This is a genomic window from Streptomyces tendae (assembly GCF_008632955.1).
Taxonomy (GTDB): domain Bacteria; phylum Actinomycetota; class Actinomycetes; order Streptomycetales; family Streptomycetaceae; genus Streptomyces.
This window is the reverse complement of the sequence record NZ_CP043959.1, coordinates 2,427,345-2,442,782: the sequence shown is the minus strand read 5'-3', so window position 1 is coordinate 2,442,782 and position 15,438 is coordinate 2,427,345. Positions and strand designations below refer to the sequence as shown.

Sequence of the window (15,438 nt, the reverse complement as noted above, 5' to 3'; positions counted from 1 at the left end):
GGGACAACCCGTCCGAACGATCCGGCCCGTCCGTTCGATCCCTACGATCCGACGACCGGTCCCTACGATCCGACCGGTCCGAACGTTCCGACTCATCCGAACGTTCCGACCGATCAACCGTTCATCGCGCGACGCACGGCCGTGCCCCGCCGACTCATGGCCGCGTATCGCCGATCACCCGTACAGCGCGTTCGATCTCCGCCCCGGACAGGTCCGCCCGGGCGGTCAGTCTGAGCCGTGAGATGCCGTCGGGCACGGAAGGAGGACGGAAGCAGCCCACGGACAGACCGGCCGCCCGGCAGTCGGCCGCCCAGCGCACGGCCTGCTCCGGGGACGGGGCGCGCACGGAGACGACCGCGGCGTCCGGACGTACCGCTTCCAGACCCGCGGCCGTCAGCCGGGTGTGCAGTTCCCGCGCCACCGCTCCCGCCCGCGCCGCGCGCCCCGGTTCGCGGCGCAGCAGCCGCAACGCCGCCAGGGCCGCGCCCGCCGCCGCCGGCGCGAGACCCGTGTCGAAGATGAACGTCCGTGCCGCGTTGACCAGATGGCCGATCACCCGGGCCGGACCCAGCACCGCGCCGCCCTGGCTGCCGAGCGACTTGGACAGCGTCACCGTGACGACGACGTCGTCAGCGCCCGCGACGCCCGCCGCGTGCGGGGCGCCCCGGCCGCCGTCGCCGAGCACCCCGAGGCCGTGCGCGTCGTCCAGCACCAGCCCCGCGCCGTGCTCCCGGCACGCCTCGGCCAGCGCGACGAGCGGGGCCGCGTCGCCGTCCACCGAGAACACCGTGTCCGACACCGCCACCGCGGGGCCCTCGTGGCCGTCCAGCGCCTTGCGTACGGAGTCCGGGTCGCGGTGCGCCACCACCTGCGTGACGCCCCGGGCCAGCCGGCAGCCGTCGATCAGCGAGGCGTGGTTGCCCGCGTCGGAGACGACGAGTGAGCCGTGCGGGGCCAGCGCGGTGACGGCGGCCAGGTTGGCCGCGTAGCCGGAGGAGAACACCAGGGCCGCTTCGAACCCGCAGAAATCGGCCAGTTCGTGTTCCAGTTCGGCGTGCAGCTCGGTGGTGCCGGTGACCAGGCGGGAGCCGGTCGCGCCGCCGCCCCAGGTCCGGGCGGCCCGGGCCGCCCCCTCGGTGACCTCGGGATGACGGGCCAGCCCGAGGTAGTCGTTGCTCGCGAGGTCGAGGAGCGGCGTGTCGGCCGGCCGGGGGCGCAGGGTGCGGACGAGCCCGGCACTGCGGCGCTGCTCCGCCTGCTCGTCGATCCAGCCGAACGCCATGGGTCCTCCGGGATTTTGTAGGCAGTGCACAGACATTAGCGGCAGGCCGGCCGGACCTCTGTGTGGTGATACCCACACCGCCGGACGGCTTCGTTGTACGAAGTCTCCTTGGCCCGGACGGGCCGGGTAGGACAGGATCGGCTCTCATGGACCTGCTGAACACGCTGGTGGACAAGGGGCTTCGGCGCGAGACGCCGACACGGGCCGAGGCGCTGGCCGTCCTCGCGACGTCCGACGAGGAGCTGCTCGACGTGGTGGCGGCGGCCGGGAAGGTGCGCAGGCACTGGTTCGGCCGCCGGGTGAAACTCAACTATCTGGTCAACCTCAAGTCCGGGCTGTGCCCGGAGGACTGCTCCTACTGCTCGCAGCGGCTCGGCTCGAAGGCCGACATCCTCAAGTACACCTGGCTGAAGCCGGACGAGGCGTCCCGGGCGGCCGCCGCGGGCCTGGCCGGCGGTGCGAAGCGGGTGTGCCTGGTGGCCAGTGGGCGCGGTCCGACCGACCGTGACGTGGACCGGGTGTCCGACACCATCAGGACCATCAAGGAGCAGAACGAGGACGTCGAGGTGTGCGCCTGCCTGGGCCTGCTCTCCGACGGCCAGGCCGAACGGCTGCGCGAGGCGGGCGCGGACGCCTACAACCACAACCTCAACACGTCCGAGTCGACGTACGGGGAGATCACGACCACGCACACCTACGCCGACCGGGTGGACACGGTGCGCAAGGCGCACGCGGCCGGTCTGTCCGCCTGTTCCGGGCTGATCGCCGGCATGGGCGAGACCGACGAGGACCTGGTCGACGTCGTGTTCTCACTGCGCGAACTGGACCCGGACTCGGTTCCGGTCAACTTCCTGATCCCGTTCGAGGGCACCCCGCTCGCCAAGGAGTGGAACCTGACCCCGCAGCGCTGCCTGCGCATCCTGGCGATGGTGCGGTTCGTCTGCCCGGACGCCGAGGTGCGGATCGCGGGCGGCCGCGAGGTCCATCTGCGCACGATGCAGCCGCTCGCGCTGCACCTGGCCAACTCGATCTTCCTCGGCGACTACCTCACCAGCGAGGGCCAGGCCGGCAAGGCCGACCTGGAGATGATCGCGGACGCCGGCTTCGAGGTGGAGGGCGCCGGGGAGGTCACGCTGCCCGAGCACCGGGCGGGCGGTGGCTGCGGGTCGCACGCGAGCGGCGGGGCATGCGGATCCCAGGGCGACCCCGGCTGCGGGTCCCACGACGGCGCGGAGGGCGGCTGCGGCTCGCACGAGGGCGGCGGTGTCTGCGGAACGGCCCCCGCCGCCGCCCCCGCCGCCTCGGCCGACGAGCCGCGTCCCGACCTGGTCGCCGTGCGCCGCCGGGGCGCCGGAACGGACCTCGCGCCCAATGCCTGAGCAGTCGGTCGCCGCGCTGCTGGAGCTCGACCGGCGGCACGTGTGGCACCCGTACGGGCCCATGCCGGGCCGTCAGGAACCGCTCGTCGTCGCGTCGGCGAGCGGGGTGCGGCTCACCCTGGCCGACGGTTCGGGCGAGCTGGTCGACGGCATGTCGTCCTGGTGGTCGGCGATCCACGGCTACAACCACCCGGTGCTCAACGAGGCCGCCCACGACCAGCTCGGGCGGATGAGTCACGTGATGTTCGGCGGGCTCACGCACGAGCCCGCCGTACGGCTGGCGAAGCTCCTTGTCGACATGTCGCCGGACGGCCTGGAGCACGTGTTCCTGGCCGACTCGGGGTCGGTGTCGGTCGAGGTCGCCGTGAAGATGTGCCTGCAGTACTGGCGTTCGCTGGGCCGTCCGGAGAAGTCACGGCTGCTGACCTGGCGGGGCGGCTACCACGGTGACACCTGGCACCCGATGTCGGTGTGCGACCCCGAGGGCGGGATGCACGAGCTGTGGTCCGGGGTGCTGCCACGCCAGGTCTTCGCCGACGCCCCGCCCGGCCCCTACGAGGAGGCGTACGCCGACCACCTGCGGGAGATGATCGAGCGGCACGCCGGTGAGCTGGCCGCGGTGATCGTGGAGCCGGTGGTGCAGGGCGCGGGCGGGATGCGGTTCCACTCCCCCGCGTATCTGCGGGTGCTGCGGGAGGCGTGCGACGCCCACGACGTGCTGCTCGTCCTCGACGAGATCGCGACCGGCTTCGGCCGTACCGGCGCCCTGTTCGCGGCGGAGCACGCGGCCGTGTCGCCGGACGTGATGTGCGTGGGCAAGGCGCTGACCGGCGGTTACCTCACCATGGCGGCGACGTTGTGCACCGCGCGGGTGGCCGAGGGCATCTCGCGCGGCGAGGTGCCGGTGCTGGCGCACGGCCCGACCTTCATGGGCAACCCGCTGGCGACGGCCGTCGCCTGCGCCTCCGTGGAGCTGCTGCTCGGCCAGGACTGGCGGGCGGAGGTCAAGCGGATCGAGTCCGGGCTGCGCGAGGGGCTGGCCCCGGCCGCCCGGCTGCCCGGGGTACGGGACGTCCGGGTGCTCGGCGCGATCGGGGTCGTCCAGCTGGACCACGACGTCGACATGACCGCGGCCACCCGGGCGGCGGTGCGGGAGGGCGTCTGGCTGCGTCCGTTCCGCGATCTGGTGTACACGATGCCGCCGTACGTCACGGGCGACGAGGACGTGGCCCGTATCGCCCGCGCGGTGTGCGCGGCGGCGAAGGAGGGATGACATGCCGGTGCTGGTGGTGACGGGCACGAACACCGAGGTCGGCAAGACGGTGGTGACGGCCGCGGTCGCCGCGACGGCGTCGGCGGGCGGCCGGTCGGTGGCGGTGCTGAAGGCCGCGCAGACGGGGGTCGGGCCAGGGGAACCCGGGGACGCCGCCGAGGTCGAGCGGCTGGCCGGGCCGGTGACGTCGGCCGAACTGGCCCGCTATCCCGAGCCGCTGGCGCCCGCCACGGCCGCCCGCCGGGCGGGCCGGGCGCCCGTGCATCCGCACGAGATCGCCGAGCGGGCCGCCAAACTGGCCACCGAGCACGACCTGGTGCTGGTGGAGGGCGCGGGCGGCCTGCTCGTCCGGTTCGACGCGGCCGGCGGGACCCTGGCGGACGCGGCGGCCCTGCTGCGCGCCCCGGTTCTGGTGGTGGCGTCCGCGGGTCTGGGCACCCTCAACGCCACGGAGCTGACGGTCCGGGAGCTGCGGGGGCGCGGGCTCGACCCGGTGGGGGTGGTGATCGGCAGCTGGCCCGCGGACCCCGGCCTCGCGGAGCGCTGCAACCTGCTGGACCTGCCGGACGTCACGGGCGTCCCGCTGCTGGGCGCGGTGCCGGAGGGGGCGGGACGGCTCGGCCCGGACCGGTTCCGGACGGCCGCCCCGGACTGGCTGGCGCCCCGCCTGGAGGGCACCTGGGACGCGGACGTCTTCCGGGCCCGGGAGGCCGCCTGACCGGCACGGTGGTTCGCCGGGCGGGCCGACGGGGAGAATCGCCGTAGGTCCGTCCCGGGGAGGTCCCCATGCAGTTGCGGTCCCCCCGCTCCGCCCAGGCGGCGCGGGATCCCGTGCACCATCCGGTCTTCGCGCGCTGGTACGCCCGTTGCAGCGTCGCCGCCGAGAGCCGCGCGGGGATGGCGGACGTACGGCGCCGGCTGCTCGGCGGTCTGTCGGGGCGGGTGATCGAGATCGGCGCGGGCAACGGCCTGAACTTCGCCCACTACCCGCGCACCGTCGCGGAGGTCGTCGCCATGGAGCCGGAGCGCGCGTTGCGCACGCTGGCCGTGGAGGCGGCGCTGCGGGCCGAGATGCCGGTGGACGTGGCGCCCGGAGTGGCGGAGGCGCTGCCCGTCAAGAGCGAGGCGTTCGACGCGGCGGTGCTGTCGCTGGTGCTGTGCAGCGTGCGCGACGTGGAGCGGGCGCTCGCCGAGGTGCGGCGTGTGCTGCGGCCCGGCGGCGAGGTGCGGTTCTTCGAGCACGGCGCGGGCGGCGGCCGGGTCATGCACCTCACTCAGCGGGCGCTGGACCGCACGGTGTGGCCACCGCTGGCCGGTGGCTGCCACCTGGCCCGGAACCCGGTCGGCGCGCTGCGGGCGGCCGGGTTCGAGCTGGGCCCCTACCGGCGGATGACCGTCCCGGAGAACGGGCCGGCGCTGCCGCAGTCGTTCTGCGTCATCGGCACCGCGTGGCGGCCCGTGGGGGACGCGGAGAGCACGGAGGCCGCAGGGCGCTGATCACGCGCACCAGCGGCGCAGTTCGGCCGCGATGGTGTCGACGTCCGCGCCGTCGCGCTTCACCAGGTGGGCCAGGTCGCGCACCTGCTCGGGCGAGGTGACGACCTTCAGGCCGCTGGCGACCAGGTAGGCGTACGCGACGGCGGAGGCGAAGAGCGCGTTGGAGCGCTCCAGCGCGGGGACGTGGATCAGCAGCTGGAGCAGCGCGGCGGCGCGGCTGTGCGGGGTGTCGTAGACGGGGACGTCGAATATCCCGGCGTCGTGACGGGCGACGGCTGCGACGAGCGCGCCCCAGTCGGTGACCTGGGGGTCGCCGGGGGTCTGCTGCTCGGCGAGCATGAGCAGCCAGGCGAGGTCGATGCGTACGTGGTCCAAGGGTCAGCGGTGACCTTCGCGCGCGCCCTCGCGGTCCCTGCCGAACTCCTCGGCGAAGACGCTCTCGTACTGCTTCATGAAGTCGGCGGCGGCCTCGACGAAGGCGCGTCCGGACTCGCCGGTGTCCTGCCGGACCAGTTCCTCGATGTAGCGGTTGACGCTGATGCCTCGCGCCAGGGCACGCTCCCGGGCCGCGCGGGCGGTGCCCTCGTCCACGCGCACGTTCAGCTGGGTCTTCGCCATACCTCGAAGCTAGCGCCAGGATGCTAGCAACGGCAAGGAAACGGGCGTGCGAGCTCATGTGTCCCTTACATCGGAGTCCGGAACCGGCACTCCCGGGGGATGTTCCGCGGGCACCGGGCCCCCTTACCCTCGGCGCGACATGCTCGACCCGGCTGTTCACCGGAGGAGGCGGCCTTGTCCACACCCGCTGAGGAGCACACCCCCGGCCTCGCGCCGCGCGACGGGACCGCGGCTCGCGCCCGCGGTCTGACCAAGGCGTACGGCACGGGCGAGACGGCGGTGATCGCCCTGGACTCGGTGGACGTCGACATCGCGCGCGGGCGCTTCACCGCGGTCATGGGACCGTCCGGCTCCGGGAAGTCCACGCTGATGCACTGCCTGGCCGGGCTGGACACCGTCTCCGCCGGTCAGGTGTGGCTCGGGGACACCGAGATCACGGGGCTGAAGGACCGTGAGCTGACCCGGCTCAGGCGGGACCGCGTCGGCTTCATGTTCCAGTCGTTCAACCTGATCCCCACGCTGACGGCGCGGGAGAACATCACCCTGCCCATGGACATCGCCGGCAAGAAGCCGGATGAGGCGTGGCTGGACCAGGTCATCGACACGCTGGGCCTGCGGGACCGGCTCAAGCACCGGCCCGCGCAGCTGTCGGGCGGTCAGCAGCAGCGCGTGGCCTGTGCTCGGGCGCTGGCCTCGCGGCCCGAGCTGATCTTCGCCGACGAGCCGACGGGCAATCTCGACTCGCGGGCAGGGCTCGAAGTGCTGGGCTTCCTGCGGGAGGCGGTGGACCGGCTCGGCCAGACGGTGGTCATGGTCACCCACGACCCCGGCGCCGCCGCACACTCCGACCTGGTCCTGTTCCTCGCGGACGGCCGCATCGTGGACGAGACACGGCGGCCCACGGCGGAGTCGGTACTGGAACGGATGAAACGGTTCGACGTCGTCCGCGCGACAACGCCCCAGGACGGCGGCCCGCCGCCCACCGCCGCAGGCCCGGTCCCGGTGCCGCCGCCGGACGGCGCGATCCCGAGCCCGGTGCCGCCGCTCGACGCCGGACAGCCGGGCGACGCATCACCGGACGGAGGGGGGCCGGGGGCCGCGCCCTCCCGCGCCGGACAGCCGGGCGACGCATCACCGGACGACGGGCGACCGGACGGCCCGCTGCCGGACGGCGGGCACACGGGCACAGCGGCCTCGGGCACCGCGGGGCTCCGCGCCGCGCCGCCGGACGGCGGACAGCAGGAGCGCGGGGCTCCGGGTGCCGGGGCGTCGGGCCGGGGGGCGGGTGCAGCGTCGGACGACGGTGGGCCGGGCGGGGCGCCCCCAGGTGGGGCCGCCCCCGCTGGGCCGGGCGGCGGGAGGGGCTGACGGTGCTGAAAGCCACCCTGCGGAGCTTCCTCGCGCACAAGGGGCGGCTTCTGCTGTCCGCCCTCGCCGTCGTGCTGTCCGTGGCCTTCGTCGCGGGCAGCCTGATCTTCTCCGACACCGTCACCCGCACCTTCGACCGGCTGTTCGCGTCCAGTTCCGCCGACGTGACGGTGCAGCCGCGCGACGACCTGGAGTCGGCCGTGCCGACCGGAGCGGTGGCGACCGTGCCCGCCGCGCTCGCCCGGCAGCTGTCCGGCGTCGAGGGTGTCGCGTCGGCCCACCCGGACGTCGAGGTGGAGAACGTCACCGTCGTCGACGCGCGCAACGAGTCGGTGGGGCCGACGACCGGCGCGCCGACGCTCGCAGTGGACTGGCACGTCACCGAGCGCAGCGTGGTGGAGCTGACCTCCGGCCGCACTCCGCGCGGTGACGGCGAGGCCGTGCTGGACGCGGACACCGCGGACGCCAAGGGCGTGGAGATCGGCGACACGCTGACCGTGCAGGCGCAGCCCGGCTCGTTCCGCGTCGAGATCGTCGGCATCGCCACCTTCACCACCACCAACCCGGGCGCGGCCCTGGTGTTCCTTGACCCGCAGGTGGCGGCCGCCCGCCTGCTGGGCTCGGCGGACAGCGCCACGAGCGTGTCCGTCGAGGCGGCGCCCGGCGTGGCCGACGCGGACCTGAAGCGGCGGATCACCGCCGAACTCGGCGCCGGCGCCTACGAGGTGCGGACCGCCGGCGAACTCGCCGAGACGGCCTCCGACGAACTGGGCGCGTTCCTCGACGTGATCAAGTACGCGATGCTGGGCTTCGCCGGGATCGCCGTGCTCGTGGGCGTCTTCCTGATCGTCAACACGTTCTCGATGCTGATCGCCCAGCGCACCCGCGAGCTGGGGCTGCTGCGGGCGCTCGGCGCCGACCGGCGGCAGGTGCGGCGGTCGGTGCTCACCGAGGCGGTGCTGCTGGGCCTGGCCGGCTCGACGGTGGGTCTGGCGGCCGGCGTCGGGCTGGCCTTCGGCCTGATCCGGCTCATGGGCGCCTTCGGGATGAACCTGAAGACCACGGAGATGGTCGTCGGCTGGGCCACGCCCGTCACGGCGTACGTCGTGGGCGTGGGTGTCACCTTCGTCGCGGCGTACCTCCCGGCACGCCGGGCGGCGGCCGTGTCGCCGATGGCCGCGCTGGCCGACGCGGAGGTCGCCGGGGTGGGCCGGCCGCTGCGGACCCGCGCGGTGGCCGGTTCGGTGGTGGGTGCGCTCGGCGCGGCGGCGCTGCTGGGCTGCGTCCTGTCCGGGGACACGGCCTCGGCGTCGTCCCTGCTGGGGCTCGGGGTGCTGCTCACCCTGGTCGCCACCGTCGTCGCGGGCCCGCTGCTGGTGCGGCCGGTGATCCGGGTGCTGGGCGCGGCCTTCCCCGCCGTGTTCGGCGCCGTCGGCCGGATGAGCCAGCGCAACGCCCTGCGCAACCCGCGCCGTACCGGCGCCACCGCCGCCGCGCTGATGGTGGGGCTGGCCCTGGTCGGCGGGCTGTCGGTGGCCAGCGCCTCGATGTCCCGGTCCTTCGACGACCAGATCGACAAGACGCTGGGCGCCGACTTCATCGTCCAGAACGGCAACTTCATGCCGTTCCCGCGGGAGATCACCGACCGGGTGCGGGACACCGAGGGGGTGGGTCTGGTGGTCCGGCAGCGGTTCGCGCCGGTGGCGGTGCGGCTGCCGGACGGCGAGCGGATCGAGACCACCGCCTCCGGGTACGACGACGGCGTCGACGACGTCGCCCGGGTGACGTACGCCGAGGGTGGCACGGCGGCGGCGCTGGCCGAGGGCGGCCTCGCCATGGACGCCGGTTTCGCCGCCGAGCACGGCGTCCGCCGGGGCGACACGGTGCCGGTGGAGTTCCCCGGTAGCCGGAGTGCCGAGTTCACGGTGGCCGCCCTGACCGACATGGCGGGCGGCGAGGGCTTCGGGATGAGCGGCGGGCTCTTCCTCGGCATCGCGGCCGTGGAGGAGTACGTACCGGGCGGGCAGGACTCCGCGCTCTACGTCAACGCGGCCGCCGGGACGTCCCCGGACGACCTGCGCGACCGGCTGGAGGCGGCCCTGGAGCCCTTCCCGCAGGTGCAGGCGCGCGACCAGGCCGACTACAAGGAGCTGGTGCACGACCAGATCGCCGTGCTGCTGTACCTGGTGTACGCCCTGCTGGGGCTGGCCATCGTGATCGCGGTGCTGGGCGTGGTCAACACGCTCGCGCTGTCGGTGGTGGAGCGCACCCGGGAGATCGGGCTGCTGCGGGCGATCGGTCTGGGCCGGCGGCAGCTGCGGCGCATGATCCGGCTGGAGTCGGTGGTGATCGCGGTGTTCGGCGCGGTGCTGGGGCTCGGGCTGGGGCTGGTGTGGGGCGTGTGCATCCAGCAGGTGCTGGCGCTCGAGGGCCTGACCGCGTTCGCCGTCCCGTGGGGCACCGTGGTGGCGGTGGTCGTCGGGTCGGCGGTGGTGGGCATCGCGGCGGCGCTGCTGCCGGCTCTGCGGGCGTCCCGGATGAACGTGCTGGAGGCCATCGCCCACGAGTGAGCGCGCCTGCGCGGCGGCCCGGTCCGCATCGTGGAATTCCGTGATCACGGCCGGAACGCCGTGCTGGGATCGGACCCATGAGCGAACTGCGGACACGGGCCGCCGGACCCGAGGACCTCGACGACGTGCTGGCCTTCTGGAAGTCGGCCGCGGAGGGCACCAGCATCAGCGACGACCGGGAGGGCGTGGAACGGCTGGTCGCCCGCGATCCCGAGGCGCTGATCCTCGCCGAGCGGGACGGCGAACTGGTCGGCACGGTGATCGCCGGCTTCGACGGCTGGCGGTGTCACCTGTACCGCCTGGCGGTGCGCCCGGACCGGCGCCGGCAGGGCATCGCCACGGCCCTGCTGACCGCCGCCGAGGACCGGTTCGTACGGCTCGGCGGGCGCCGCGCGGACGCGATGGTGCTCCAGCGCAACGCGACCGCCCATCATGCGTGGGACGCGGCGGGGTATGCGCCGGAGGAACGCTGGCGGCGCTGGGTGAAGCCCCTGACCGGGTGAACCACGGCCCGCCGGCCGACCTTTGCCCATCCTTTACCCGGTGAGGGCCACTCGGTTCTCCATGAAAGGTCGTGTCTCCGCCCGTGGGCCCCGCTTCCGGTCTCCGACACCGCGCGTCCGACCCCGTCCTGCCCGACCATGGGACTGAGGTGACCCGATGACCGAAGTGCTCCTCCTTCTGGCGGCCATCCTGCTCTCGCTCCTGTGCGGGGCGTTCGTGGCCGCCGAGTTCTCCCTCACCACGGTCGAGCGGGCCGAGCTGGAGCGGGCGGTGGAGCGCGGCGAGCGGGGTGCCGCCGGCGCGCTCCAGGCCGTGCGCAGCCTGACCTTCCAGCTCTCCGGGGCCCAGCTGGGCATCACGGTCACCAATCTGGTGGTCGGCATGCTCTCCGAACCGTCGATCGCCGCGCTGATCAGAGGCCCCCTGCGGGACATCGGCGCCTCCGAGCCGGTCGCGCGCTCGCTGGCACTGGTGATCGGCACGGGTCTGTCGACGGTGTTCCTGATGGTCGTCGGCGAGCTGGTGCCGAAGAACTGGGCGATCTCCTCCCCGCTGGCCGTCGCCAAGCGGGTCGGCAACGCGCAGCGCTGGTTCAGCGCCGCCTTCCGCCCGTTCATCACCCATCTGAACAACCAGGCCAACCGGATGGTGCGCCGTATCGGGCTGGAGCCGGCCGAGGAGCTGGAGTCCGCGCGCGGGCCCCAGGAACTGGCCGCGCTGGCCCGGCACTCCGCCAAGGAGGGCGCACTGGAGCCGGACACCGCGGAACTGTTCGTCCGCACCCTGAACCTCGCCGACCTGACCGCGGAGAACGTGATGACGCCCCGCGTCCAGGTCATCGCCCTGGAGGTGCGGGCGACGTGCGAGGACGTGGCGAACGTGACTCGGGCGACCGGGCTGTCCCGGTTCCCCGTCTACCGCGAGACGCTCGACGCGGTGGTCGGCACCGCTCATGTGAAGGACGTCCTGGGGGTGCCCGCCGAGCGCCGCCCCGAGGTGCCCGTGTCGGAGCTGATGCGCGAACCGCTGCTGGTCCCCGGGTCGCTCACCGTCGACCGGCTCCTGGACCGCCTGTCGGGCCGCCGCACGATGGCCGTGGTCATCGACGAGTACGGCGGCACGGCGGGGGTGGCCACCCTGGAGGACATCGTGGAGGAGGTCGTCGGCGAGGTCCGGGACGAGCACGATCCGCACGAGACCCCCGACCTGGCCCGGGCCGGCACCGACGAGGAGGGCCGCACGCTGTTCTCCGCGGACGGCTCCGCCCGCCTGGACCAGCTCGCCCGCGTCGGACTGCGCGCGCCGGAAGGGCCGTACGAGACGCTGGCCGGGCTGGTGGCCGCCCAGCTGGGCCGCATACCGGAGGAGGGCGACGTCCTGGAGGTCGCCGGCTGGCGGCTGGAGGTGGCGGACGCCTCCGGACGCCGCGCGGCGCGCGTGCTGCTGCGCGCGCCCCGCGACGACGGGCAGCTGACGCGGCACGAGGCCGGCGCGTCCGCGGCCGGTGACACGGAGGACGACCGGGGGGCGCGACGATGACCGCCGTACAGCTGCTGATCGGCCTGGCCACGCTGGTCGCCAACGCCTTCTTCGTGGGCGCCGAGTTCGCCCTGATCTCCGTCCGCCGCAGCCAGGTCGAGCCGCACGCCGACCAGGGCGACCGGCGCGCCAAGAGCGTGCTGTGGGGCCTGGAGCACGTGTCGGTGCTGCTGGCGGCGGCGCAGCTCGGCATCACCCTGTGCACGCTGATCCTCGGCATCGTCGCCGAGCCGGCCATCGCCCACCTGCTGGAACCGGTGTTCCACGCGGTGGGCGTGCCCGACGGCGCGGGACACGCGGTGTCGTTCGTGATCGCGCTGACGCTCGCCACGTACCTGCACATGCTCCTCGGCGAGATGGTGCCGAAGAACATCGCGCTCGCGGAGCCGGTGCGCAGCGCGCTGATGCTGGGCCCGCCGCTGGTGGCGCTGTCCCGCGCGCTGCGGCCGGTGATCTTCACGGTCAACGCCTTCGCGAACACGCTGCTGAAGCTGCTGCGGGTGGAGACGCGGGACGAGGTGGTCGCGTCGTTCTCCGACGCCGAGCTGGCCCAGATCGTGAAGGACTCCGGCCAGGCGGGCCTGATCGACGACCGCGCCCTGGAGCGGCTGAACGACGCGCTGGAGCTGGGCCGGCGTCCGGTGCGGGACGTCGTGATGCCGCTGGAGCGGGTGGTCTACGCGCGCGTGGGCGTCACCCCGGAAGGGCTGGAGCGGCTGTCGGCGGAGTCCGGGTTCTCCCGGTTCCCCGTGGTGGACGAGCAGCGGCGGATCGTCGGCTACCTGCACATCAAGGACGCCCTGGACGCCTCGCCGCGGGACATGCCGTTCCGGCTGCGGGACATGCGGTCCATCGCCCGCGTCCGGGAGAGCACCCCGCTGGACGACGTGCTCACCGCGATGCGGGGCAGCCGTACGCATCTGGCGGCCGTCTCCGGGACGGACGGGCGGCTGGCGGGACTGGTGACCATGGAGGACGTGCTGCGGGAGCTGTTCGGGCAGCGGGCCTGAGTGCTCCTTTCCGCGCGAAAGGAAGGCGACCGACCGACGGGTATGTTCCAGGGGCTACCATTTCTGTCGCCATGCAGACGAACCCCGCCTCCAGCAGCCCCGCCCACACCAGCCTCGTCGCTCTGGGCGACTCCTTCACCGAAGGCATGTCGGACCTCCTGCCCGACGGCACCTACCGCGGTTGGGCGGACCTCCTCGCCGCCCGGATGGCGGCCGTCGCCCCCGGCTTCCGGTACGCCAACCTCGCGGTGCGCGGCAAGCTGATCCAGCAGATAGTCGACGAGCAGGTGGAAACGGCGGCGGCCATGGGGGCGGACGTCATCACCCTGGTCGGCGGCCTCAACGACACCCTGCGCCCCAAGTGCGACATGGTCCGGGTCCAGGACCTCCTCACCGAGGCCGTGGAGCGGCTGGCCCCGCGCTGCGAGCGGTTGGTGCTGATGCACAGCCCCGGCCGCCGGGGCCCGGTGCTGGAGCGCTTCCGGCCCCGCATGGAGGCGCTGTTCGCCTGCATCGACGAGCTCGCCGCCAAGCACGACGCGCTGGTGGTCGACCTGTACGGGGCGCCGGCGCTCGGCGACCCCCGGCTGTGGGACGTGGACCGGCTGCACCTGACCGGGGAGGGTCATCGCAGGGTCGCGGAGGCGGTCTGGCAGGCGCTCGGCCACCCGGCCGAGGACCCGGAGTGGCACCTCCCTCCGGAGGCCACGCTGCCCCCGCACTGGGTCGCGCGGCGGGTCGAGGACGCCCGGTTCGCCCGCCGGCACCTGCTGCCGTGGATCGGCCGCCGGCTCACCGGCCGCTCCTCGGGCGACGGCCTGCCGCCCAAGCGCCCGGAGCTGCTGCCGTACGAGACGGCGTAGCCGCCCCCTTGTACGTTCCTCCAGGTCACCCCGTGGCGCGGGCCTGCACGAATCGCCAGTAGACTCCCTGTACGTGACTGCTGCGCCCGCCAAGCCCCGTATCCCCAACGTCCTCGCCGGACGCTACGCCTCCGCCGAGCTCGCCACGCTCTGGTCGCCCGAGCAGAAGGTGAGGCTCGAGCGGCAGCTCTGGCTCGCCGTGCTGCGGGCCCAGAAGGACCTCGGGATCGAGGTGCCCGACGCGGCGATCGCCGACTACGAACGCGTCCTCGACACCGTCGACCTGGCCTCGATCGCCGAGCGGGAGAAGGTCACCCGCCACGACGTGAAGGCGCGGATCGAGGAGTTCAACGACCTAGCCGGGCACGAGCACGTGCACAAGGGCATGACCTCCCGCGACCTCACCGAGAACGTCGAACAGCTGCAGGTCCGGCTGTCGCTGGAGCTGATGCGCGACCGCACGGTCGCCGTGCTGGCCCGCCTGGGCAAGCTGGCCGGGGAGTACGGCGAGCTGGTCATGGCCGGCCGCTCGCACAACGTGGCGGCGCAGGCCACCACCCTCGGCAAGCGGTTCGCGACGGCGGCCGACGAGCTGCTCGTCGCGTACGGGCGGCTGGAGGAGCTGCTGGGCCGCTACCCGCTGCGCGGCATCAAGGGCCCGGTCGGCACCGCGCAGGACATGCTGGACCTGCTCGGCGGGGACGCCGCCAAGCTGGCCGACCTGGAGCGCCGGATCGCCGGTCACCTGGGCTTCTCGCAGGCGTTCACCAGCGTCGGCCAGGTCTACCCGCGCTCCCTGGACTACGAGGTCGTCACCGCGCTGGTGCAGCTGGCCGCCGCGCCGTCCTCGCTGGCCAGGACGATCCGGCTGATGGCCGGGCACGAGCTGGTCACCGAGGGCTTCAAGCCGGGCCAGGTCGGCTCCTCGGCGATGCCGCACAAGATGAACACCCGCTCCTGCGAGCGCGTCAACGGCCTGATGGTGATCCTGCGCGGCTACGCGTCGATGACCGGCGAGCTGGCGGGCGACCAGTGGAACGAGGGCGACGTCTCCTGCTCGGTGGTGCGCCGGGTCGCGCTGCCGGACGCGTTCTTCGCGCTCGACGGGCTGCTGGAGACGTTCCTGACCGTGCTCGACGAGTTCGGCGCCTTCCCGGCCGTCGTGGCCCGGGAGCTGGACCGCTACCTGCCGTTCCTCGCCACCACCAAGGTGCTGATGGGCGCGGTGCGCGCGGGCGTCGGCCGTGAGGTCGCGCACGAGGCGATCAAGGAGAACGCCGTCGCCACCGCCCTCGCCATGCGGGAGCAGGGTGCCGAGCGCAACGACCTGCTCGACAAGCTCGCCGCCGACGAGCGGCTGCCGCTGGGCCGCGCGGAGCTGGAGGCGCTGATGGCGGACAAGCTGTCCTTCACCGGCGCCGCGAGCGACCAGGTGGCCACCGTGACCGGCCGGATCGACGAGATCGTGAAGCAGCACCCGGAGGCCGCCGGCTACACCCCCGGAGCGATCCTCTGAGGCGCTTCACCCAGGAGGA

At 73.8% G+C, this 15,438-nt stretch carries 13 protein-coding genes and 1 pseudogene; 11 read left to right on the top strand and 3 right to left on the bottom strand.

Going from position 1 to position 15,438, the window contains the following annotated elements:
- Window positions 1-154: 154 nt before the first annotated feature.
- Window positions 155-1,282: an 8-amino-7-oxononanoate synthase gene (locus F3L20_RS11455; RefSeq protein ID WP_150154146.1), complete on the bottom strand. Its 1,128-nt coding sequence runs from the start codon at window positions 1,280-1,282 to the stop codon at window positions 155-157.
- 146 nt (window positions 1,283-1,428) lie between these two features.
- Here F3L20_RS11455 and bioB point away from each other — a divergent pair, with 146 nt between their 5' ends.
- The 4 genes from bioB to F3L20_RS11435 all read left to right on the top strand — a co-directional run bounded on the left by bioB (window position 1,429) and on the right by F3L20_RS11435 (window position 5,431).
- Entirely contained in the window at window positions 1,429-2,661 is a 1,233-nt protein-coding gene (gene bioB / locus F3L20_RS11450) for a biotin synthase BioB (RefSeq protein WP_150154145.1), read from the top strand.
- A complete protein-coding gene (locus tag F3L20_RS11445; RefSeq protein WP_150154144.1) occupies window positions 2,654-3,934 on the top strand; it encodes an adenosylmethionine--8-amino-7-oxononanoate transaminase in 1,281 nt (426 codons plus the stop codon). The genes bioB and F3L20_RS11445 overlap by 8 nt, the downstream gene beginning before the upstream one ends.
- Before the next feature lies 1 nt (window position 3,935).
- On the top strand, window positions 3,936-4,652 hold the full coding sequence (gene bioD / locus F3L20_RS11440; RefSeq protein ID WP_150154143.1) for a dethiobiotin synthase: 717 nt from the start codon (window positions 3,936-3,938) through the stop codon (window positions 4,650-4,652).
- A 68-nt stretch (window positions 4,653-4,720) separates the two neighbouring features.
- Window positions 4,721-5,431, top strand: coding sequence for a class I SAM-dependent methyltransferase (locus tag F3L20_RS11435; RefSeq protein ID WP_150154142.1), 711 nt, complete (start codon window positions 4,721-4,723; stop codon window positions 5,429-5,431).
- Here F3L20_RS11435 and F3L20_RS11430 read toward each other — a convergent pair whose 3' ends face one another.
- Both F3L20_RS11430 and F3L20_RS11425 read right to left on the bottom strand, forming a co-directional pair.
- Window positions 5,432-5,806: a fic family toxin-antitoxin system, toxin component gene (locus F3L20_RS11430; protein ID WP_150154141.1), complete on the bottom strand. Its 375-nt coding sequence runs from the start codon at window positions 5,804-5,806 to the stop codon at window positions 5,432-5,434.
- Between the two features lie 3 nt (window positions 5,807-5,809).
- On the bottom strand, window positions 5,810-6,049 hold the full coding sequence (locus F3L20_RS11425) for a toxin-antitoxin system antitoxin component (protein ID WP_024884898.1): 240 nt from the start codon (window positions 6,047-6,049) through the stop codon (window positions 5,810-5,812).
- A 174-nt stretch (window positions 6,050-6,223) separates the two neighbouring features.
- Here F3L20_RS11425 and F3L20_RS11420 point away from each other — a divergent pair.
- From F3L20_RS11420 to purB, 7 genes and pseudogenes are all read left to right on the top strand, one after another.
- Window positions 6,224-7,018 (top strand): annotated as a pseudogene (locus F3L20_RS11420) (ABC transporter ATP-binding protein); the annotation flags it as partial.
- A gap of 401 nt (window positions 7,019-7,419) precedes the next feature.
- The gene (locus F3L20_RS11415) at window positions 7,420-9,987 is read left to right on the top strand and encodes an ABC transporter permease (RefSeq protein ID WP_150154140.1); all 2,568 of its coding nucleotides are present in this window, start codon (window positions 7,420-7,422) and stop codon (window positions 9,985-9,987) included.
- 77 nt (window positions 9,988-10,064) lie between these two features.
- Window positions 10,065-10,490 (top strand): GNAT family N-acetyltransferase, encoded by a 426-nt coding sequence (locus F3L20_RS11410; RefSeq protein ID WP_150154139.1) that lies wholly within the window; start codon window positions 10,065-10,067, stop codon window positions 10,488-10,490.
- A gap of 157 nt (window positions 10,491-10,647) precedes the next feature.
- Window positions 10,648-12,030, top strand: coding sequence for a hemolysin family protein (locus F3L20_RS11405; protein WP_150154138.1), 1,383 nt, complete (start codon window positions 10,648-10,650; stop codon window positions 12,028-12,030).
- A complete protein-coding gene (locus tag F3L20_RS11400; protein WP_150154137.1) occupies window positions 12,027-13,040 on the top strand; it encodes a hemolysin family protein in 1,014 nt (337 codons plus the stop codon). Before F3L20_RS11405 ends, F3L20_RS11400 begins: the two co-directional genes overlap by 4 nt.
- A 71-nt stretch (window positions 13,041-13,111) precedes the next feature.
- Window positions 13,112-13,903 (top strand): SGNH/GDSL hydrolase family protein, encoded by a 792-nt coding sequence (locus F3L20_RS11395; RefSeq protein ID WP_150154136.1) that lies wholly within the window; start codon window positions 13,112-13,114, stop codon window positions 13,901-13,903.
- 73 nt (window positions 13,904-13,976) lie between these two features.
- Window positions 13,977-15,419, top strand: coding sequence for an adenylosuccinate lyase (gene purB, locus F3L20_RS11390; protein WP_150154135.1), 1,443 nt, complete (start codon window positions 13,977-13,979; stop codon window positions 15,417-15,419).
- Window positions 15,420-15,438 lie beyond the last annotated feature (19 nt).

Bases quoted from the DNA above. Each gene is read 5' to 3' on its own strand.
- F3L20_RS11455 (WP_150154146.1), bottom strand. From the start codon at position 1,282: ATGGCGTTCGGCTGGATCGACGAGCAGGCGGAGCAGCGCCGCAGTGCC.
- bioB (WP_150154145.1), top strand. From the start codon at position 1,429: ATGGACCTGCTGAACACGCTGGTGGACAAGGGGCTTCGGCGCGAGACG.
- F3L20_RS11445 (WP_150154144.1), top strand. From the start codon at position 2,654: ATGCCTGAGCAGTCGGTCGCCGCGCTGCTGGAGCTCGACCGGCGGCAC.
- bioD (WP_150154143.1), top strand. From the start codon at position 3,936: ATGCCGGTGCTGGTGGTGACGGGCACGAACACCGAGGTCGGCAAGACG.
- F3L20_RS11435 (WP_150154142.1), top strand. From the start codon at position 4,721: ATGCAGTTGCGGTCCCCCCGCTCCGCCCAGGCGGCGCGGGATCCCGTG.
- F3L20_RS11425 (WP_024884898.1), bottom strand. From the start codon at position 6,049: ATGGCGAAGACCCAGCTGAACGTGCGCGTGGACGAGGGCACCGCCCGC.
- F3L20_RS11410 (WP_150154139.1), top strand. From the start codon at position 10,065: ATGAGCGAACTGCGGACACGGGCCGCCGGACCCGAGGACCTCGACGAC.
- F3L20_RS11405 (WP_150154138.1), top strand. From the start codon at position 10,648: ATGACCGAAGTGCTCCTCCTTCTGGCGGCCATCCTGCTCTCGCTCCTG.
- F3L20_RS11400 (WP_150154137.1), top strand. From the start codon at position 12,027: ATGACCGCCGTACAGCTGCTGATCGGCCTGGCCACGCTGGTCGCCAAC.
- F3L20_RS11395 (WP_150154136.1), top strand. From the start codon at position 13,112: ATGCAGACGAACCCCGCCTCCAGCAGCCCCGCCCACACCAGCCTCGTC.